The 18910-nt window shown below is 72.3% G+C and carries 16 protein-coding genes; 10 read left to right on the top strand and 6 right to left on the bottom strand.

Features of this window, described 5'->3' with window-relative positions; all coding sequences use genetic code 11:
• Positions 1-8 precede the first annotated feature (8 nt).
• A complete protein-coding gene (locus ACOOE8_RS11770; protein ID WP_420391652.1) occupies positions 9-830 on the bottom strand; it encodes an ABC transporter ATP-binding protein in 822 nt (273 codons plus the stop codon).
• A 200-nt stretch (positions 831-1030) separates the two neighbouring features.
• Here ACOOE8_RS11770 and ACOOE8_RS11775 point away from each other — a divergent pair, with 200 nt between their 5' ends.
• From ACOOE8_RS11775 to ACOOE8_RS11795, 5 genes are all read left to right on the top strand, one after another.
• Complete coding sequence (locus tag ACOOE8_RS11775) at positions 1031-2179, top strand: isovaleryl-CoA dehydrogenase (RefSeq protein ID WP_420394696.1); 1149 nt, start codon at positions 1031-1033, stop codon at positions 2177-2179.
• 188 nt (positions 2180-2367) lie between these two features.
• Positions 2368-2745, top strand: coding sequence for a hypothetical protein (locus tag ACOOE8_RS11780; RefSeq protein ID WP_420391653.1), 378 nt, complete (start codon positions 2368-2370; stop codon positions 2743-2745).
• Positions 2733-4340, top strand: a complete 1608-nt coding sequence (locus tag ACOOE8_RS11785) for a carboxyl transferase domain-containing protein (protein WP_420391654.1) — start codon at positions 2733-2735, stop codon at positions 4338-4340. Before ACOOE8_RS11780 ends, ACOOE8_RS11785 begins: the two co-directional genes overlap by 13 nt.
• A complete protein-coding gene (locus tag ACOOE8_RS11790; RefSeq protein ID WP_420391655.1) occupies positions 4340-6316 on the top strand; it encodes an acetyl/propionyl/methylcrotonyl-CoA carboxylase subunit alpha in 1977 nt (658 codons plus the stop codon). Before ACOOE8_RS11785 ends, ACOOE8_RS11790 begins: the two co-directional genes overlap by 1 nt.
• A gap of 1 nt (position 6317) precedes the next feature.
• On the top strand, positions 6318-7973 hold the full coding sequence (locus tag ACOOE8_RS11795; protein WP_420391656.1) for an AMP-binding protein: 1656 nt from the start codon (positions 6318-6320) through the stop codon (positions 7971-7973).
• Positions 7974-7977: 4 nt separating this feature from the next.
• Here the strand turns inward: ACOOE8_RS11795 and ACOOE8_RS11800 are convergent, their stop codons facing one another.
• The gene (locus ACOOE8_RS11800; protein ID WP_420391657.1) at positions 7978-8241 is read right to left on the bottom strand and encodes a hypothetical protein; all 264 of its coding nucleotides are present in this window, start codon (positions 8239-8241) and stop codon (positions 7978-7980) included.
• A 170-nt stretch (positions 8242-8411) separates the two neighbouring features.
• On the opposite strand from ACOOE8_RS11800, the gene ACOOE8_RS11805 reads away from it, so the two are divergent.
• The 5 genes from ACOOE8_RS11805 to ACOOE8_RS11825 all read left to right on the top strand — a co-directional run bounded on the left by ACOOE8_RS11805 (position 8412) and on the right by ACOOE8_RS11825 (position 14810).
• Positions 8412-10085 carry a hypothetical protein gene (locus ACOOE8_RS11805; protein WP_420391658.1) on the top strand — a complete coding sequence of 558 codons (1674 nt, stop codon included), beginning with the start codon at positions 8412-8414 and terminating at the stop codon, positions 10083-10085.
• A 42-nt stretch (positions 10086-10127) separates the two neighbouring features.
• Positions 10128-11249, top strand: a complete 1122-nt coding sequence (locus ACOOE8_RS11810) for a phosphatase PAP2 family protein (protein ID WP_420391659.1) — start codon at positions 10128-10130, stop codon at positions 11247-11249.
• Positions 11246-13192: a S8 family serine peptidase gene (locus ACOOE8_RS11815; protein ID WP_420391660.1), complete on the top strand. Its 1947-nt coding sequence runs from the start codon at positions 11246-11248 to the stop codon at positions 13190-13192. Before ACOOE8_RS11810 ends, ACOOE8_RS11815 begins: the two co-directional genes overlap by 4 nt.
• Positions 13193-13430: 238 nt before the next feature.
• Complete coding sequence (locus ACOOE8_RS11820; protein ID WP_420391661.1) at positions 13431-13634, top strand: hypothetical protein; 204 nt, start codon at positions 13431-13433, stop codon at positions 13632-13634.
• 213 nt (positions 13635-13847) lie between these two features.
• Entirely contained in the window at positions 13848-14810 is a 963-nt protein-coding gene (locus ACOOE8_RS11825) for a ferritin-like domain-containing protein (protein WP_420391662.1), read from the top strand.
• A 60-nt stretch (positions 14811-14870) separates the two neighbouring features.
• Here the strand turns inward: ACOOE8_RS11825 and ACOOE8_RS11830 are convergent, their stop codons facing one another.
• The 4 genes from ACOOE8_RS11830 to ACOOE8_RS11845 are packed head-to-tail and all read right to left on the bottom strand — an operon-like array spanning position 14871 to position 18698.
• Positions 14871-15431: a hypothetical protein gene (locus ACOOE8_RS11830; RefSeq protein WP_420391663.1), complete on the bottom strand. Its 561-nt coding sequence runs from the start codon at positions 15429-15431 to the stop codon at positions 14871-14873.
• Positions 15428-16000, bottom strand: a complete 573-nt coding sequence (gene gspM / locus ACOOE8_RS11835) for a type II secretion system protein GspM (RefSeq protein ID WP_420391664.1) — start codon at positions 15998-16000, stop codon at positions 15428-15430. Before gspM ends, ACOOE8_RS11830 begins: the two co-directional genes overlap by 4 nt.
• On the bottom strand, positions 15997-17091 hold the full coding sequence (locus tag ACOOE8_RS11840) for a PilN domain-containing protein (protein WP_420391665.1): 1095 nt from the start codon (positions 17089-17091) through the stop codon (positions 15997-15999). Before ACOOE8_RS11840 ends, gspM begins: the two co-directional genes overlap by 4 nt.
• Positions 17088-18698 carry a GspE/PulE family protein gene (locus ACOOE8_RS11845; RefSeq protein ID WP_420391666.1) on the bottom strand — a complete coding sequence of 537 codons (1611 nt, stop codon included), beginning with the start codon at positions 18696-18698 and terminating at the stop codon, positions 17088-17090. The genes ACOOE8_RS11840 and ACOOE8_RS11845 overlap by 4 nt, the downstream gene beginning before the upstream one ends.
• Positions 18699-18910: the final 212 nt, after the last annotated feature.

Genomic DNA, 18910 nt, shown 5'->3' on the forward strand with positions numbered 1-18910 from the left:
AAGGGCGCTCACGCCTCCTCCATCTCGGCGGCAGCGAGTGCGTCGAGCACGTCGTCCTCCTCGCCGAGGTAGGCCTTCCTGACGTGCTCGTCGGCAAGCACCTCGGCGGGCGTGCCCTCGGAGATCTTGCGCCCGAAGTCGAGCACGATGACCCGGTCCGACAGGTCCATGACGACGCCCATGTCGTGCTCGATCATGACGGTCGTCATGCCGAACTCCTCGGTGAGGGCGAGGATGTAGCGGGCCATGTCCTCCTTCTCCTCGAGGTTCATGCCGGCCATGGGCTCGTCGAGGAGGATGAGGTCAGGCTCGATGGCCATGGCGCGGGCGAGCTCCACGCGCTTGCGTAGCCCGTAGGAGAGGGTGCCCGCCGGCTCGCCGCGCACGTGCTGGATCTCGAGGAGGTCGATGATCTCCTCCACGCGGCGCCGCTCGGCGAGCTCCTCGCGCCGTGCGCCGCCGACCCAGTAGAGCATGCCGGTGAGGACGTTGTTCCTCATGCGGTGGTGCCGACCGACGAGGATGTTGTCGAGCACCGACATGTGGCCGAACAGCGCGAGGTTCTGGAACGTGCGGCCGATGCCGAGACGCGCCCGGTCGTTGATGGAGCGCCTCAGCAGCGAGGCGCCGCGGTAGAGCACGTCCCCGTCGGTGGGCTTGTAGCGGCCCGAGATGCAGTTGAGCATCGACGTCTTGCCGGCGCCGTTGGGGCCGATGATGGAGAACAGCTCGCCCTTGGCGACGGCGAAGGACACGTTCGACAGCGCGCGCACCCCGCCGAAGCGCAGCGACACGTCGCGGGCCTCGAGGATCGGCGCGCCGGCGTCCATCGTGTTCCCCCCATGCTGCCCCAGCGGCCCCATCGTGGCGTCGGCCCGTTGTCCGGCCGCCCTGCGCAGCGACGATCGGTCCGGTTGGTCCCGTGCCGCCAGCCACCGAAGTCTTGCGAGAGTTTGCCGATCGTTTCAACCTCGGCCACCGTCGCGGCCGGCCGGCCGGCGCAGGAGGGACCGCCTTGTTCGACGCCACCATGCAGTACGCCCTCGGCGAGGACGTCGACGCGCTGCGCGAGGCGACCCGCCGCTTCGCGAGCGATCGCATCGCGCCCCAGGCCGAGGCGATCGACCGCAGCAACGAGTTCCCCAACGAGCTGTGGCGCGAGATGGGCGACCTCGGCCTCCTCGGGATCACCGTCGAGGAGGAGTGGGGCGGCGCCGGCATGGGCTACGTCGCCCACTGCGTCGCCATCGAGGAGGTCAGCCGCGCCTCCGCCTCCGTGGGGCTGTCGTACGGTGCGCACTCGAACCTTTGCGTCAACCAGATCCGGCGCAACGGGACGGACGCGCAGAAGGAGCGCTACCTCCCCAAGCTGATCTCCGGCGAGCACGTGGGCTCCCTCGCCATGTCCGAGCACGGCGCGGGGTCGGACGTCGTGTCGATGAAGTTGCGCGCGGAGGCGCGCAACGACCGCTTCATCCTCAACGGCACCAAGATGTGGATCACCAACGGGCCGGACGCCTCGACCTTGGTGGTCTACGCCAAGACCGACCCGGAGGCCGGCCCGCGCGGCATCACCGCGTTCCTCATCGAGCGCGGCATGGCGGGCTTCTCCACCGCGCAGAAGCTCGACAAGCTCGGCATGCGCGGCTCGAACACCTGCGAGCTCGTGTTCGAGGATTGCGAGGTGCCCTACGAGAACGTGCTCGGCGAGGTCGGCGGTGGCGTCGCCGTCCTCATGTCCGGGCTCGACTACGAGCGCGTGGTGCTCGCCGCCGGGCCCATCGGCATCATGGCCGCGTGCCTCGACGTCGTGATGCCGTACGTCCACGAGCGCCGCCAGTTCGGCGAGCCCATCGGCACGTTCCAGCTCATGCAGGCGAAGGTCGCCGACATGTACGTGACGATGAACGCGTGCCGCGCCTACGTCTACGCGGTGGCGAGCGCGTGCGACCGCGGCGAGGTCACGCGCCAGGACGCGGCCGGCTGCATCCTCTACGCGGCGGAGAAGGCGACGCAGGTGGCGCTCGAGGCGATCCAGGCGCTCGGCGGCAACGGCTACATCAACGACTACCCGACGGGCCGCCTCCTGCGCGACGCCAAGCTGTACGAGATCGGCGCCGGCACGTCGGAGATCCGGCGGATGCTCATCGGCCGCGAGCTCTACAAGGCTACGGCGTGACCTTGCCGGAACTCGGTTGCCTTCGCCGAACTCGCGGGAGGAAGCATGCTTCGCGTTTGCCGAGCGATGCTCCATAGACGAAACTGCCGATCCCGCTTGGTTCGCAGCGTCGGACGACTTCGATGTCGTTCCCGCCGGGCCGGCTTCGATCCCACAGCCGGATTCGGCGTCGTGACGGGAAGGTGGCCATGAGCGAGCCGGGCGCCTCGGCAGGGGAGGGCAGCGCCGAAGGGAAGGCGTTCGCCATGGCGCTCATGCTGAACCGGGCGCTGCTGGCGCTCAACGGCGCCGGCCTCATCCTCCTGCCCGCGCTTGCGGCGGTGCGACCCATCTCGCGTGCCGCGGTGGCGCCGGCCTTCGCTGGGTTCACGACAGGACTGATCCTTGCCGCACTGACGGGCTGGCTCCTCCACTTGTCCTGGGCGTCCAAGTCCGCCAACCGACCCGCCCCGCGCGCGCTCGACGTTGCACCGCACCCCCTCGCCTTCGCCGCGCTCGTCGCCTTCCTCGTCGGCGCGGGGTTCGCGCTCAACGCCCTCGTCCGGGAGACCCCATGGCCGTCCTGACCTCCGCCATCTCCACCCGCTCGGAGGCGTTCGCGGCCAACGCGGCTGCGATGGCGTCGCAGGGCGCGGTGGTGCGCGAGGCGGCGGAGCGGGCGCTCGCCGGGGGCGGCGAGGCGGCGCGCGAGCGGCACCTGTCGCGGGGCAAGCTGTTGCCGCGCGACCGCGTCGAGGGGCTCCTCGATCCTGGCTCCCCGTTCCTCGAGGTCGGACTGTTCGCCGCGCACGGCATGTACGGCGGCGAGGTGCCCGCCGCCGGCGCCATCGCCGGCGTTGGCCGCGTTGCCGGCCGCGAGGTGATGGTGTTCGCCAACGACGCCACCGTGAAGGGCGGCACGTACTACCCGGTGACCGTCAAAAAGCATCTGAGGGCCCAGGAGATCGCCCGGGAGAACCGCCTGCCGTGCGTCTACCTCGTGGATTCGGGCGGTGCGAACCTGCCGAACCAGGACGAGGTGTTCCCCGACCGCGAGCATTTCGGGCGCATCTTCTACAACCAGGCCAACATGTCGGCCGAGGGGATCGCGCAGATCGCCGTCGTCATGGGCTCGTGCACGGCGGGTGGGGCCTACGTGCCGGCGATGAGCGACGAGGCGATCATCGTCGCGAAGCAAGGCACCATCTTCCTCGCCGGCCCGCCCCTCGTGCGCGCGGCGACGGGCGAGGTCGTCTCAGCCGAGGACCTTGGTGGGGGCGACGTCCACACCCGCCTGTCGGGCGTCGCCGACCACCTCGCCGCCGACGACCTGCACGCGCTGGAGCTCGCCCGCCGGGCCGTAGAGACCCGCGCGCCTCCGGCAGCCCCGTCGGTCGCGCGGCGGACGCCAGAGCCGCCGGCCTACGACCCGGCCGAGCTCGCCGGCGTCGTGCCCGCCGACCCGCGCGTGCCCTACGACGTGCGCGAGGTGATCGCCCGCATCGTCGACGGCTCGCGCTTCGACGAGTTCAAGCCGCGCTACGGCGAGACCCTCGTCACCGGGTTCGCCCACATCTGGGGCATCCCCGTCGGCATCCTCGCCAACAACGGCGTGCTGTTCGCGGAAAGCGCCATGAAGGGCGCGCACTTCGTGGAGCTGTGCTCGCAGCAGAGGGTGCCTTTGGTGTTCCTGCAGAACATCACCGGCTTCATGGTCGGCCGCGCCTACGAGGCGGGGGGCATTGCCAAGCACGGCGCCAAGCTCGTCACCGCCGTCTCCACCACCGCCGTGCCGAAGGTGACGCTCCTCATCGGCAGCTCCTACGGCGCCGGCAACTACGGCATGGCCGGCCGCGCCTACCAGCCGCGCTTCCTGTGGGCGTGGCCGAACTCGCGCATCGCGGTGATGGGCGGAGAGCAGGCCGCGCGGGTGCTCGCCATCGTGCGCCGGGAGGGGATCGAGCGGCGCGGCGGCACCTGGTCGGACGAGGAGGAGGCGGAGTTCAAGGCGCCGACCGTCGACATGTTCGAGCGCCAGAGCCACCCGCTCTACGCCTCCGCGCGGCTGTGGGACGACGGCATCGTCGACCCCGCGGCCTCGCGCGACGTCCTCGGCCTGTCCCTCGCCGCCACGCTCAACGCGCCCATCGAGGACACGCGGTTCGGCGTGTTCCGGATGTGATGAAGACGCTGCTCATCGCCAACCGTGGCGAGATCGCCTGCCGCATCATCCGCACCGCGCGCGCCCGCGGCCTTGCGACCGTCGCGGTCTACTCGGCGGCGGACGCGGCGGCGCAGCACGTCGCCATGGCCGACGAGGCGGTGCCCATCGGTGGCGCGGCGCCCGCGGACAGCTACTTGCGGGGCGAGCGCATCCTCGAGGCGGCGTTGGCGACCGGGGCCGACGCCATCCACCCGGGCTACGGCTTCCTGTCGGAGAACCCGGACTTCGTGGAGGCGGTCGAGGGGGCGGGGCTCACGTTCGTCGGCCCCCCGGCCTCGGCGATCCGCGCCATGGGGCTGAAGGACGCCGCCAAGGCGCTGATGGAGGAGGCGGGTGTCGCCGTCGTCCCCGGCTACCACGGCGACGCGCAGGACGGCGCGACGCTCGCGGTGGAGGCCGAGCGGATCGGCTATCCCGTGCTCATCAAGGCGCGGGCGGGCGGCGGCGGCAAGGGCATGCGCCGCGTCGACGATCCGGCCGACTTCGCGGAGGCCCTCGCCGCCGCGCAGCGCGAGGGGGAGGCGGCGTTCGGCGACCCGCGCTGCCTCGTGGAGAGGTACGTCGCGACGCCGCGCCACATCGAGATCCAGGTGTTCGGCGACCGCCACGGCAACGTCGTCCACCTCTTCGAGCGCGACTGCTCGCTCCAGCGACGCCACCAGAAGGTGATCGAGGAGGCGCCTGCGCCCGGCATGACCGAGGCGATGCGCGGCGCGATGGGCGAGGCGGCGGTGCGTGCGGCCAAGGCGATCGGCTACGTCGGCGCGGGGACCGTGGAGTTCATCGTCGACGCCTCCGAAGGGCTGTCGCCGGACAAGTTTTACTTCATGGAGATGAACACCCGCCTCCAGGTCGAGCACCCGGTCACCGAGATGGTCACCGGGCTCGACCTCGTCGCGCTCCAGCTCGATGTGGCGGACGGGGCGCCGCTCCCCTTCGCCCAGGACGACCTCGTCCTCACCGGGCATGCGTTCGAGGCGCGGCTCTACGCGGAGGATCCGGCGCGCGGCTTCCTGCCCGCCACGGGGCGGCTCACCACGCTGCGGTTGCCGAAGGGGGAGGGCGTGCGGGTCGACACCGGCGTCGTGGAGGGGGACCGCATCACGCCGCACTACGACCCGATGATCGCCAAGCTCATCGTGCATGGGCCCGACCGGGCGTCCGCCTTGGCGAGGCTCGCCGGCGCGCTTGCCGCGACGCGCATCGCAGGATGCGCGACCAACGCCGCCTTCCTGCGCCGCCTCGCCGAGCACGAGGGCTTCGCCGCCGGCGAGGTCGACACCGGGCTCATCGCGCGCGACCAGGAGGCGCTGACGCGTCCGGCGGAGGCATCCCCGGGGGCGATGGCGGTGGCGGCGCTGGCGCAGCTTAGCCGCCTCGGATCTTGCGCGGGCGGACCGTTCGACGCGCTGGCGGGCTTCCGCACATGGGGGCACGCCCGCCAGTCGGCGCGCTTCGAGGGAGCGGACGGGAGCATCGACCTCCTCGTCACCGACCTCGGTGGCCGGCGCTTTAAGGTCGCCGGCCCCACCGGGGACACCGAACTTGCCGTGGTGGGCGGCACCGACGAGGAGGTACGCGTTCTCGCGGACGGCCGCGTCCGCACCGCGTTCGTGGCGCGCGAGCCGGGAGCGGTGACGATGTTCTGGGACGGCGAGGTCCACCGCTTCGTGCATTACAGTGCATCCGAGCGCGCCGCCGAGGCCGCGGCTGGCGACGTCGTCGCGGCGCCGATGCCGGGCCTCGTGCGCGACGTGCGTGTCGCGCCGGGCGAGGCCGTCACGAAGGGCCAGGCGCTCGCCGTCCTCGAGGCGATGAAGATGGAGCACACGCTGCGCGCCCCGCGGGACGGGACGGTCGCGGGCGTGTCCGTTGCCGCCGGCGACCAGGTCGAGGACGGCGCCGTCATCGTGGCGCTGGAGCCGGCGGCTTAACGTGCTGCCGCGCGGCGCGACTCTCGACGAGGTCCGCCGGCGCTTCGCCTGGGCGATCCCGGAGCGATACAACATCGGCGTCGACGTGTGCGACCGCTGGGCGGATGCGGCGCCCGACCGGCCGGCGATCGTCGACGCCTCGTCGGGGACGACCATCACCACCTTCGCCGAGCTCAAGGCGCGGTCGAACCGCCTGGCGGGCGCGCTCGCCGCCCGCGGCGTCGGCTGCCACGGCCCCGTCGGCGACCGGATCGGCGTGCTCCTGCCCCAGCGCGTGGAGACCGCGCTCGCCCACATCGCCGCCTTCAAGCTCGGCGCGGTGTCGATCCCCCTCTTCACCTTGTTCGGTGAGGATGCGCTGCGCCATCGCCTCGCCGACTCCGGCGCCCGCGCCGTCGTCACCGACTCGGCCGGCGTGCGCACGCTGGCGCGGTTGCGCCCAGTGCTGCCCGAGCTCGCCGTCGTCCTCAGCGTCGACGGCGCCGCGGACGGCGTCGAGGACCTCGGCGAGGCGATGGCATCGCAGGGCGATCGGTTCGACCCCCTCGACACGGGCTCGGAGGATCCCGCGATCCTGCTCTACACCTCCGGCACGACGGGCGATCCGAAGGGAGCGCTGCACGCCCACCGGGTGCTCCTCGGCCACCTGCCCGGCGTCGAGATGAGCCACGACTTCCTGCCCCAGGAGGGCGACAGGTTCTGGACGCCCGCGGACTGGGCCTGGATCGGCGGCCTCCTCGACGTCCTGATGCCGGCGCTGCACCACGGGCTGCCCGTGGTCGCGCGCCGCTTCGACAAGTTCACCGGCGAGGCGGCGCTCGCGCTGATGCAGGCAGAAGGCGTGCGCAACGCGTTCCTGCCGCCCACCGCGCTCAAGATGATGCGCCGTGTGCCGGACGCCGAACGCTACGGGCTCCGCCTGCGCTCGGTGGCGAGCGGCGGCGAGGCGCTGGCCCCCGACCTCATCGCGTGGGGGCAGCGCGTGCTGGGCGCCACGATCAACGAGTTCTACGGCCAGACCGAGTGCAACATGGTCGTCTCCTCGTGCGCCTCCCTGGAGCGGCCGACGCCGGGCGCCATGGGCCGCGCGGTGCCCGGCCACGAGGTCGACGTCCTCGACGAGCGCGGGGAGCGCGTCGCGGACGGCGTCGAGGGGGCGATCGCGGTGCGCGCGCCGGACCCCGTCATGTTCCTCGGCTACTGGAACAACCCAGAGGCGACCGCGCAGAAGTTCGTCGACGGGGCCGACGGTCGCTGGCTCATCACCGGCGACCGCGGCGTGCGCGCTGACGGCCGCTTCGCGTTCGTCGGACGGGACGACGACGTGATCGGCTCGGCGGGCTACCGCATCGGCCCCGCGGAGGTGGAGAACTGCCTCCTCGACCATCCTTCCGTGGCGCTCGCCGGCGTCGTCGCCTACCCGGACGAGCTGCGTGGCGCCGTCGTCGCCGCCTACGTCACCCTTGCCGAGGGCCACGCGCCGTCCGACGCGCTGGCCGCCGACATCGCCGCGCACGTGAAGTCGCGCCTCGCCGCGCACGAGTACCCGCGGGTGGTCCGCTTCCTCGACGAGATGCCGCTCACCACCACGGGGAAGATCGTGCGCGCGCGCCTGCGCGAGCTCGCTCGCGCCGAGGCGGCCGGCATCGAGCGCTAAGACCCTAGGGGTCGGCGTCCGACCGGAACGGGCAGACCTTATCGGCGAGGAGGACGAGCCAGCTCACGATCGCGGTGTCCTCCTCGTCGAGGCGCCCGTCCGCAAGGAGCGGCCCGAGGCGCGCCCTCAGATCGACCCAGTGCACGGAGAAGTCGGCGAGGTCACGCAGCTCCCTTGCGCTGGCATCGGGCCTCGGCAGGCCGCGCCGTCCGTCGTCGCCGCCTCCGCCGGAAGTGTCCGGGGCAAAGAACATCCGCTCGATCCGCATCGCGCTCCTCTTGCACTGCGAAGTTGCTCAAGAGGTTACGGAAGAACCGCAGGTGCCCGCCGTTTAAACGCCGCAAAAAAAGCGTGAACCCGATTTTCCGGCGACGAGTTTAAGGTATGTTCATGCCGGACATTGCCAGAAACTTCGACGAGAAACGGAGCGATCGCGGAATGGAGGCGCGCAAGTCCCTACGAATCAGGATGTTCGGCCCCTTCGCCGCGTGGGTCGGTGCCGACTGCGAGCTCGACCTTCGCAGCACGAAGGCAAAGGCGCTGCTCGCCCTGTGCGCCACCGCGCCGGACGGACGACGCACCCGCGCCTTCGTGCAGGACACCTTGTGGGGACTGTCCGGCACGACGCACGGACGCGCGAGCCTGCGCCAGACGCTGTCCGCGCTGCGTCGCCTCCTCGGCGAGGACTTCGACACGCTGTTCGTGACCACGAACGAGACGGTCGGGCTCAGGCTCGACCGGGTCGACCTCGTCGGTGCGCCCTTCGACGGGACGTTCCTGGAGGGCCTCGAGATCCCAGAGCCCGGCTTCAGGGCATGGGTCGACGGGGCGCGGCGGTCGCCACCGGCCCCGCACGGCAACGGCGTCCGAGCGACGGCGTCCGCCGGGGCGCCGGTCCCCGCCGTGCCGGCGCTACGGGTGGCGCCGATCATCGCCGTCATCCCGTTCGCCGGGCTCGACGAGGAGGGCATGGGCCGTCACCTTGGCGACGCCATCGCCCAGGACGTCACGCGCTCGCTGTCGCGCTCGCCCTACCTGCGCGTCATCAGCCACCTGTCCTGCCGCGACCGGCGGCTGCGGCAGGCCGACATCTGTGACGTGCGCGCCTTCCTCGAGGCGGACTACGTGGTGAGCGGCCAGGTCCGCCTGTGCGGCGAGGCCTTCCGCCTCGACGTCGACTTCGTCGACCTTGAGTCCGGCGAGCTCGAGTGGACGCGCGACTTCTCGGGCACGATCCCATCGTTCTTCGCCGGCCGCGACGAGGTCATCCAGCTGGTGGCCGACGCGACGGTGCGCGCGATCCTTAAGCAGTCGCTGGCGCCGGTGGGCGTCACGCCGCTGCCCGACGTCGCGAGCCACCGCCTGTTGATGGCGGCGATCGCGCTCATGCACCGCATGGCGCTGTCGAGCTTTGCCAAGGCCCGGGAGTGCCTCGAGGAGGTCCTGCACCGCGCGCCTCGCGAGGCGATGCTGCACGCCTGGCTTGCCAAGTGGTACGTCCTGTCCATCCACCAGGGCTGGAGCGTCGACCCGCAACGGGACGCGGCGACCGGGAAGGGCTGCGTCGCCCGCGCGCTCGACCTTGACCCGTCGTGCTCGTTCTCCCTGTCGGTGGCAGGGTTCGTCCACCATCACCTGCGCGAGCTCGACGAGGCGTTCGCGCTGCACACCGAAGCGCTCGCCATCGACCCGAACAACGCGCTCGCCTGGCTGATGAAGGGCGCGCTCCACACCTTCCGCGACGAAGGGGAGGAGGCGGTGCGCCACACCGAGCGCGCGCGCGTGCTCTCCCCGCTCGACCCGCACCGCTACTGGTTCGACTCCATCGCAGCGAGCTCGCACGCCGCGAACGAGGAGTACGAGCTGGCCCTCGAGTTGGCCGACCTGTCACTCCGCGCGAACCGGCGCCACACCTCGACCCTGCGGGTCCGCACCTACGCGCTCGAGATGCTCGGGCGGCACGAGGAGGCGCGTCGCTCGGCGAACGAGCTTTTGCGCCTCGAGCCGGGCTTTACGGTGGAGAAGTACCTCTCCACCCATCCGGCCGCGCAGTACCAGGTGGGCCGCAGGCTCGCCGAAGTGTTCCAGCGCACCGGCGTTCCCCTCCACTGACGGCATTAGCTCCAAGCACAAGGGCGATTGGCAATGACGGGTTTGACGGGACTGACCGGGCTGACCGGATTGACCGGGCTGACGGGACTGACTGGCCTGACGGGGCTGGTGGGACAATCCGGCGACGGCTCTGCAGGGCTCACCGCAGCGTTGATGACCACCCGCGACGGGCTGATCGGTCCGGCGCAGGACCCTGTCCTCGCCGCGCCGCTCAGGGGCGGATCGGACGCTGCCATGGCGCACTGGTCCGGCAAGACGCGCGGGCTCGTCATCGAGGCCGACATCGTGAGCGGGCTCGCCTGCGCTGGCTTCGCGGAGGGTCCTGACGGACGGGCGGAGACGTCGGCGACCCTGTTCGCCACAACCGGTGCCGAGCCGGCCCAGCGCGGGGCGACGTTCGAGGTCTGCCGCACGCCCATCGCGACCTTCGTGCGCCCGACGGACGAGGACTTCCGCATCCAGACCGAGCTCGTGCTCGAGTACGCCGACCTCCGGTTGGACCGGGCCGCGGAGATCGGCGCGCAGATCGAACTGCCCCTCGCGTTCTACGGCCTCGTCGTGCCGCTCGACGACGAGGCGCACCGCATGACGCTGCACATCCTGTCCATAATGCGCAGCCTCGTCGGCAAGGTCGCGATGATGGTGAAGCACCAGATCGCGGCGGTGCGGCCCAACGCCTACTCGATCCAGGTGCAGCCGATGATCCCGACGCCGGGGCACAGCGCCCTGCCGAGCGGACACGCGGCGCAGGCCTTCGCCATCGCCCTCGTCCTCGCCGAGCTCATGCAGGCCGATCGCGCGACCCGCGTCATGCTGCTGCGCCAGGCGGCGCGCATCGCGGTGAACCGGACCGTGGCGGGGGTTCACTTCCCGGTCGATTCGGTGGCGGGGCTAGTGCTCGGCCGGGCGCTGACCGAGGTGGTCGTCGCCCGCGCCACCGGGACGGGGGGCGTGACGCCGCGCCTGTTCGACGGGAGAGGCGTCGGCCGCCTCGACTTCCGCTGGGCGGACTACCTCGAGGACGGCGGCACCCCCGACCCGGCGGCGGACGGCGTCGTCACCCGCGACGGCGCCGCGGTGGACCTCGCCGCGGCGCGCTCGCGACCGCTCGTCTGGCTGTGGGACCGTGCCCGCGCCGAGTGGAACTGCGGTGCGGTCGCATGATCGGCGCATGGCAGGCGGACACCATGTTGCCGGAGCGCGCGCACGAGCTCGACCCCGCGTGCGAGTGGGCGCTCGGCCACGGTGCGGACTTCGCGCTCGAGCGACGCGAGCGTCGCGAGGCCGAGGGCGACTTCTCCCACCTCATCGCCGTCTCGGCCGCGGCGCACGGCGATGGCTGGGAGCGTCACACGCGCCTCGTGCGGGGCGAGCCGTCGGGCAAGTCGCTCGGGGCGGGCTACGCGCTTGCGGAGCGGCTCGTCTTCCCCGCACCGCTGCGCGAGCGCAGCATCGGCGAGGCCGGCCCCGCGCCGGGATGGCAGCGCCCGGACGGCCTCACGCCGGACGAACTCGTCGTGGTCGCCGTGATCGACGATGCGATCAACGTGGCGCACGAGAGGTTCGCTGCGGCGGACGGCGGCTCGCGCGTCGACTTCGCCTGGCTCCAGGACGGGGTCCACCGCGCCGGCTCCGGCGTCGCCTACGGCCGCGAGCTCGTGCGCGGCGAGGTTGAGGCCGCGCGGCGCGAGGCCTGTGACGAGGAGGACGCGCTGCGGCGGCTCGGCCTCCTCGATTACGCGCGGCCCGGCACGGATGCCGTCGCGCGCAGGGCCGCCCACGGCACCCACATCCTCGACCTTGCCGCCGGCGCCGGGCCGCGCGAGGCCTCGCCGAACACGCGCATCATCGCCGTCCAGCTCCCCGCCCTCGTCACGCGGGACACCTCCGGGCACACGTTGGGACCGTTCTTCGTCGCTGCGCTGTCCTACGTCCTGCACCGCACGCGGCTCATCGCTGCTGCGGTGGGGCGGCCGGTCCCGCTCGTCGTCAACTTCAGCTTCGGCACGGGCAGCGGCCCGCACGACGGCGGCCACATCATCGAGGAGGCGATGGACCACCTCGTGTCGCACCACGAGGCCGAACCGGCGGGCGGGCCGGTGCGCATCGTCGTGCCGAGCGGCAACCGCAACCTCGCTGCAGGGTGCGCGGCGGCGGAGGCCCGGCCGGGGCAGCGGACCAGCCTTGCGGTGGACTGGGTACAGCCGCCGGGCGACGGCACGTCGAGCTTCCTCGAGGTCTGGCTGCCGGCGGGTGCCGTGCCGACGCTGCGGATCGCTGCGCCTGGGGGCCCGCTCACCAAGGTCGCCCTCGCCGACGGCCCGCAGGTCCTCGTGCGGCGCTGGCCGGGGGATGGCGGGCAGGGCATCATCGCGCGGGCGACGCTCGATCGGCCCACCTTCTGGCGCGACGACGAGGCGCGACCGCGGGTGACGCTCGCCCTCGCGCCCACCGAGCCGGACGCGACGTCACGCGCGCCCGCGCCCAGTGGCCCATGGCGGGTGGAGGTGTCTGCTGAGCTCCCCGCGGGTGCCTGCATCGAGGCCTGGATCCAGCGGGACGACGCTCCGCTGGGACATGCACCGCACGGCCGCCCGTCGACCTTTCGCGACGGAGCCTACGCGTCGACCGACGGGCGCGGCTTCCTGGTCGACGTCGACCCTGACGCGCCGCCTGCGGGGGTCGTGCGTCGTGCCGGCTCACTGAGCGGTACGGCGACGGCGACGGCCGCCTGCGCCGTCGTGGTGGGTGGCTACGTGCACGGTCCGTGTGCAGCGCGCATGGCGCCCTACTCAGCGACCGCCGGGCCGCACCACCGCGCGCCGGACGTCGCCGCCGTGGCGGACCGGTCGATCCTCCGCCCTGGCACCCTTGCCGCCGGCAGCCGCAGCGGCAGCCGGGTCGCCCTCGCAGGGACGAGCGTCGCCGCTCCGCTCGTGGCCCGCTGGCTCGCCGAGCGCATGACCGGCGCGGCCGAAGGAGGTGTCCCGGCGACGGACCTTGCTGCCTACTTCGCGCAGGACGCTGGCCGCAGCCCCTTCGTGCCCCTTTCGGCGCGGGGAGGCGCAGGTGCCCTGCATCCGCCAGCAATGATGCGGCTCGACTGAGGGCCCATCGCCGGCACTCGCCGCTGCACATTGAACTTCCGAGCTCGCCGCAATGTCGCCACGCGCGAGCCCCATTGCGGTCCGAAGTCCTTAGCCAATAAACGATAGTTTCACGGCTCGGCCCGTGAGGATGGTTTAGGGTTCCGGTGTCTGAAGGTGGGACGGTCCGTCGGCGTCACGCTTCGCAAGGTCCGTAGCGGCGTGGTGCAGGGGCTTCAACGTTGAGGGAGGCAGCCGCATGGTCCACATGGAACCGTTGCCGCGCACCGGCTACGACGACGACGGCAAGCTCATCTTCCTCCCAGCCAGCGCGTTGGACCGCCCGCAGGAGCGCCTGGTCCAACGCCGCTACTGCCCATGCTGCCGTCGCACCATCGACGCTGGTCTGCACGCGTTCGGCGACGGCGACAGCTGCCTGGCGGAACCCCTCAAGCTGCAGTAACCCTGGGGCTTCGGACGCTTCAGCTCACCCCTAGTTGCCTCCAGCGCTTCGTTCGCGTCGGGCATCGGGAATGTGTTTTCGTCCGCCAGCAACCAAACGGGCACTCGTTACGTATGTCATAAAGAGCCTTGCCCAGGGGTTGCCGGTGCCGGCAGGATCGCGCTACGCCCTGGAGTTGTGGCTCGACCCTGTGTGCACTTACTGGAGATCGCAATGAGTGAACCTGACACCCCCGTGCAACGCGCCGTCATCGTGACGGAGAACGAAGGCGCGCGCACCATCGACCTCGACGCAGGTCGCCGTGCGTTCCTGCGCAGCGTCGGCGTCGGCGCGGTCGGCGCGACGGCGCTGGCCGGCGGGATCGGCGGGTCCGTCCGCACCGCCCGTGCCCAGGACGGCGTGATCAACGACATCGCGATCCTCAACTTCGCGCTGAACCTCGAGTACCTTGAGGCGGAGTTCTACCTGCGCGCCGCGTTCGGTCGTGGGCTGTCCAACGACGACATCGACGGCGAGGGTGAGCTCGGCCCGGTCACCGGCGGCGCCCAGGTGTCCTTCGACACGAAGGACATCCGGCTCTATGCCGAGGAGATCGCCATGGACGAGGAGGCGCACGTCAAGTTCCTCCGCGCAGCCACGGGCGACCAGGCGATCGCCCGTCCGGCGATCAACCTGCAGCGCTCGTTCAACCAGGCGTCCCGCGCGGCCGGGCTCGGTAACAACTTCAACCCCTTCACCAACGAGGTGAACTTCCTCCTCGCCGCGTTCATCTTCGAGGACGTGGGCGTGACCGCCTACAAGGGCGCCGCTCCGCTCATCGAGGATCCCGCGATCCTGTCGGCGGCCGCGGGCCTCCTCGGCACCGAGGCCTACCACGCGGGCCTGGTGCGCACGACCATGCGCGGCCTTGGCCTCCTCGTTGAGGCGAACCGGATCTCCGACGCGCGCGACTCGCTCGATGGCCCTTCGAACCGGGACGGCGGCATCGGCACGCGCAACCGCTCCAACATCGTGCCGACGGACGACAACGCGCTGATCTACGGCCGTACGCCGCGGCAGGTGCTCGACATCGTCTACCTCAGCAAGCGCAAGCGCGGCGGGTTCTTCCCGCAGGGCATCAACGGCGCGCTGGACGCCTTCAGCGGCAACGCCGACGACGACGACGACGACAACTGATCGTCAGCCGAGGGGCGGCGGCGCTTCGGCGCCGTCCCTCGGCCCTGGCGCGGCGGTCGATCACTCGTCGACGATGGTGATCTCGCCGCGCAGGATCTTGAGGAGCGTGTCGCTCGAGGCGTCGGCGAGGCTCGCCCGTCCGGCGGTGACGCGCGCGGCCTCTGGCGCCTCCGCGGTGTTGCGCTCGCGCCCAGGCTGGAACAACGCGAACGTCTCCGTCCGGCCCTCCCGCGCTAGCGTGAGGCTCGCGCGGTCGATGGCCTCGACCCGCCAGCCCGCATGCGAGTCGTCCGCCTCCAACGAGATCGTCGTCCCCGCGCCGAGGTTGTTGACGATGGCGATGGACCGCCCGGCGATCTCGATCACCCCGATGAGCTCAAGGTTCGGCCGTGGTGCCGGTGGCGGCGCCGTGCGCTGCGGCTCGGGCTCAGGCGCGGGTTGCGGCGGTCGCCGCGTCGGGCTGAACAGCGGCCGCTCGCGGAACGCCTCGAGCGCCGACGACGGCACGCTCGCCATCGGGTTCGCCGGCGCGGCGTCGGCCTGGACCTGCGTGGCCGACGGGGCCGCGGTTGCCAACTGACCGGCGAGAGCGACCGCGCTGATGACGGCATGCCGCCTCACGCGCCCCGCCGATCCCACACGCTGCGCACCGTCACCTCGACGCGCAGGAGCGGGTCATCCTGCGAGCGGGCGTCGGACGTCCCGGTAGGGCGGACCTCGAGCGCGCCGACGACGACGAGCGGCGTGCCGACCTCCATGCGGTGGAGCGCGGTGAGCAGCGCCTCGTTGGTCGCCTCGAACGTCAGCCGCACCATCACACCCGGCGTCGACCCGTCGGGGTCGCCGTCCTCCGCTTCGTCCGGCGTCGCGTCCTGTACCTCGACGATGCGCGCGCCGGCGTCCGCCGCGATGCCGACGAGGTGCTGCTGCAGCGCCGCCGTCGCGAGCGCGCGCGAGGCTCCGGACAGGAGCGCGCCGTCGGCACGCAGGGGGCCGTCCTGCGGTCCTGCTCGTGCGAGCCTCGCCTCGAGGGCCGCGACCTCGACGGCACGGCGCTCCAGGCTCGCGCGCCCCTCGGCGGCACGGGTGAGGTTCCCCGCGATCAACCCCGCGAGGACGAGGGGGAGCGCGACGAACGCTGCGACGGCCACGAGGCGCAGCGCGGTGTTCGATTGGGACGAGGGGGTCACGGCTCGCCCACCGCGGGGGCGCGCGTGGCAAGGATGTCGAAGGCGTCCCGGCCGTCGCCGTCGCGCACCACGGGAGCTGCGAAGCGCACGTCCGTCAGCCCGTCGGCTCCCTCGAGGACCGCGATCAGCGACGGTGCGTCGTCGGAGATCCCGGTGAGGCGCACGCTGGCCTCATCGACGGACAGCGCCGTCAGGTGACTGTCGTCCGGCAGCACGGTCGCAAGGCCGTCAACGAACAGCGCGATGGAGCGGTCCGGCAACTTCGCGGCGAGGAGGGTCGCGATGGGGTCCGCGGCCCCCTGCGCCCCGGAGCGCTCGACGACGGCGCGACGGACCGCGGCAGCACGGTCGCCGAGCGCGTCGCCGGCAACTTCGGCGCGCGCCGCGAGCCACGCGGACCCCGCCGCCGCCGCGCCGAGGAGGACGAGCACCGTAACGACCGCGACCTTGAGGCGACGGCGCGATCGGCGGCGGCTCGGGTCGGCGGCGCCACGGTAGAGGTCGACGGCGACGGGCTGGGCGAGGTCGGCGCCCGCCACGCCAAGGATGGTCGGCGTGAGGCCGAGCCCGGCCAGCGGGCGGGCCGCGGCCTCGGCGATGGCGCGCGAGGTTGCCACCACGTCGACCGCCACGTGCCCATCCGGTTCGGCGACGTCCGCCGCCTCGTAGCCGAACAGCACCTGATCGCCACGCCACGGCGTCATCCGGTCGAGCCGATGGTGCAGCACGGCGGCGAACACGTCGCGCGCCGCGTCCGGCAGGCGCACGGTGCGCCGCAGCACCTTGCCCTCGCCGAGCCGGAGCTCCACCGAGCGGCCGCCCCAGCTCTTCACGGTCCGCTCGGCCGGCTCGGACAGTTCGTCCACCCGCCCGAGGCGATCCACCGTCCGGCCTGAGACGCGCCACAGCGTGAGGCCGTCGTCGCCGTCCACCGCCACGAGGCGTGCGGCGGCGCCCGTCCGCCGCAGCAGCGGGTCGAGCACCTCGGCGAACGCGTCGAGCAGGCGATCGAAGGCGCCACGGTTGCCACCGTCGTCGAGCTGTTTCGAGGGCGCCATTCCGCCGGGCTGCGCCGACGCGGTGTCCGTCATGTGACGGTCCGCAGGACTTCGTCGATGGTCGTCACCCCGGCGGCGACCTTGCCGAGGCCGTCCTCCAGCATCGTGCGCATGCCGTTGTTCCTCGCGGCGGCGCGCAGGGCGTCGGTGTCCGGCGTGCCGCGGATCAGTGCTCGCAGTCCCGGATCGACCTTCATCACCTCGAAGATGCCCACACGACCTCGATAGCCCGTGCCGCCGCACGCCGAGCACCCCCTCGCCTCGAAGGTCCGGGCGGTCGGCGGCAGCCGCGCCGCGCCGGCCGGCAGGGCTGCGGCCACGTCGTCCGCCGGCCGCTCGGCGCGGCACCGCAGGCACAGCCGGCGCACGAGGCGCTGGCCGACGACGCCGCGCAGCGTCGCGCCGATGAGGTACGGCTCGACCCCCATGTCGACGAGGCGCACGACCGCGTCCGCCGCGCTGTTCGTGTGGAGCGTCGTCAGCACCAGGTGCCCGGTGAGCGCCGCCTGGATGGCGATGGCGGCCGTCTCGCCGTCGCGCATCTCGCCGACCATGATGATGTCGGGGTCGTGACGCAGGAAGGCGCGCAGTGCGCTCGCGAAGGTGATGCCGATGGCGGGGCGCACCTGCGTCTGGTGGACGCCGGCGACCTCGTACTCCACAGGGTCCTCGACGGTGACGATCTTGCGCGAGGGGTCGTTGACGAGGCCGAGGGCGGTGGCGAGCGTGGTCGTCTTGCCGCTCCCTGTGGGACCGGTGACGACGACGAGCCCGTGCGGCTCGGCGAGCAGGGCGCCCACCGCATCGCGATCCGCCTCCTCCATGCCGATGCGAGACAGCTCCAGGAGCCGCGGGTCCTTGACGAGGACGCGCAGCACCGCGGTCTCGCCGTGCATCGTCGGCATGATGGCGACGCGCACCTGCGCCTCCACCGCGCCGACACGCACGTTGGCCCGCCCATCCTGGGGCAAACGCCGCTCGGCGATGTCGAGCCCGGCGAGGATCTTGATGCGCGAGACGACCGCCGGTGCGAGGTGGCGGGGCAGGGCGGGCTCGGCCCGCAGCAGACCATCCACCCGCAGCCTCACGCGGAGCTGATCGCGCTCGGTCTCGAGGTGGACGTCGGTGGCGCCGAGCTCCACGGCGCGCTCCAGGAGGTCGTCGATGAGGCGAACGATGGGTGCGCCACGAGCAAGGTCTTGCAGCGTGTCGACCGTGTCCTCGAGGGCGGGTGCGAGCTCCGCCGCGGGGGCCGCTGCGGCCGGCTCGCCGCGCTCGAAGACGAGCGCGAGGTCTTCGAACGATGCGACGGCGAGGGGCAGCGGGCGGCCCAGCGCCAGCGCGACGGCCTCCATAGCGTCGCGTCGCCCTGGGTCGGCGACGGCGAGGAGGTGCGTGCCGTCCCCGAGCTCCAGGGGGCACAGGTTCGCCTCGCGCAGGAAACGCCGCGACAGGTCGCCGAACCGCGGTGTCCCTGCGGCCAACTCCGCCGAGCCGAGCCGCCGGAGCCCGTGGTGCCGGGCCGCGGCGTCCGCCAGGTCGTCGCCGCTTGCCTCCTCCGCACGCCAGGCTGCCTCGAGGTCGTCGACGCGCTCGACGCGCTCGAGCGCGCTCGGGCCAGCCGCCAACTCCACACCCACGCCGATACTCCCACGTCCGCCCGCCGCATCCAACGCATGGGGCGAGCTCACCGTGCCGAGCGGCTGCCGGCCGCGTGCGGCCACCGGCGACGTCCATCGGCACGTCACGACCGTATCACAAGATACCGGCGGCACGCTTGTGAAAGCAACGTCTTGGGGCTTTGCGTTAACGGCTGACTCGCGCACACGGTATAGGCTCGCGGCGATCGCGC

It is taken from the genome of Acuticoccus sp. (assembly GCF_965213555.1).
GTDB lineage: Bacteria > Pseudomonadota > Alphaproteobacteria > Rhizobiales > Amorphaceae > Acuticoccus.

Excerpts from the sequence above, each read along its gene's own strand:
- ACOOE8_RS11770 (WP_420391652.1), bottom strand. The coding sequence starts at position 830 with ATGGACGCCGGCGCGCCGATCCTCGAGGCCCGCGACGTGTCGCTGCGC.
- ACOOE8_RS11775 (WP_420394696.1), top strand. The coding sequence starts at position 1,031 with ATGCAGTACGCCCTCGGCGAGGACGTCGACGCGCTGCGCGAGGCGACC.
- ACOOE8_RS11780 (WP_420391653.1), top strand. The coding sequence starts at position 2,368 with ATGAGCGAGCCGGGCGCCTCGGCAGGGGAGGGCAGCGCCGAAGGGAAG.
- ACOOE8_RS11785 (WP_420391654.1), top strand. The coding sequence starts at position 2,733 with ATGGCCGTCCTGACCTCCGCCATCTCCACCCGCTCGGAGGCGTTCGCG.
- ACOOE8_RS11790 (WP_420391655.1), top strand. The coding sequence starts at position 4,340 with ATGAAGACGCTGCTCATCGCCAACCGTGGCGAGATCGCCTGCCGCATC.
- ACOOE8_RS11800 (WP_420391657.1), bottom strand. The coding sequence starts at position 8,241 with ATGCGGATCGAGCGGATGTTCTTTGCCCCGGACACTTCCGGCGGAGGC.
- ACOOE8_RS11805 (WP_420391658.1), top strand. The coding sequence starts at position 8,412 with ATGGAGGCGCGCAAGTCCCTACGAATCAGGATGTTCGGCCCCTTCGCC.
- ACOOE8_RS11815 (WP_420391660.1), top strand. The coding sequence starts at position 11,246 with ATGATCGGCGCATGGCAGGCGGACACCATGTTGCCGGAGCGCGCGCAC.
- ACOOE8_RS11820 (WP_420391661.1), top strand. The coding sequence starts at position 13,431 with ATGGTCCACATGGAACCGTTGCCGCGCACCGGCTACGACGACGACGGC.
- ACOOE8_RS11825 (WP_420391662.1), top strand. The coding sequence starts at position 13,848 with ATGAGTGAACCTGACACCCCCGTGCAACGCGCCGTCATCGTGACGGAG.
- ACOOE8_RS11840 (WP_420391665.1), bottom strand. The coding sequence starts at position 17,091 with ATGACGGACACCGCGTCGGCGCAGCCCGGCGGAATGGCGCCCTCGAAA.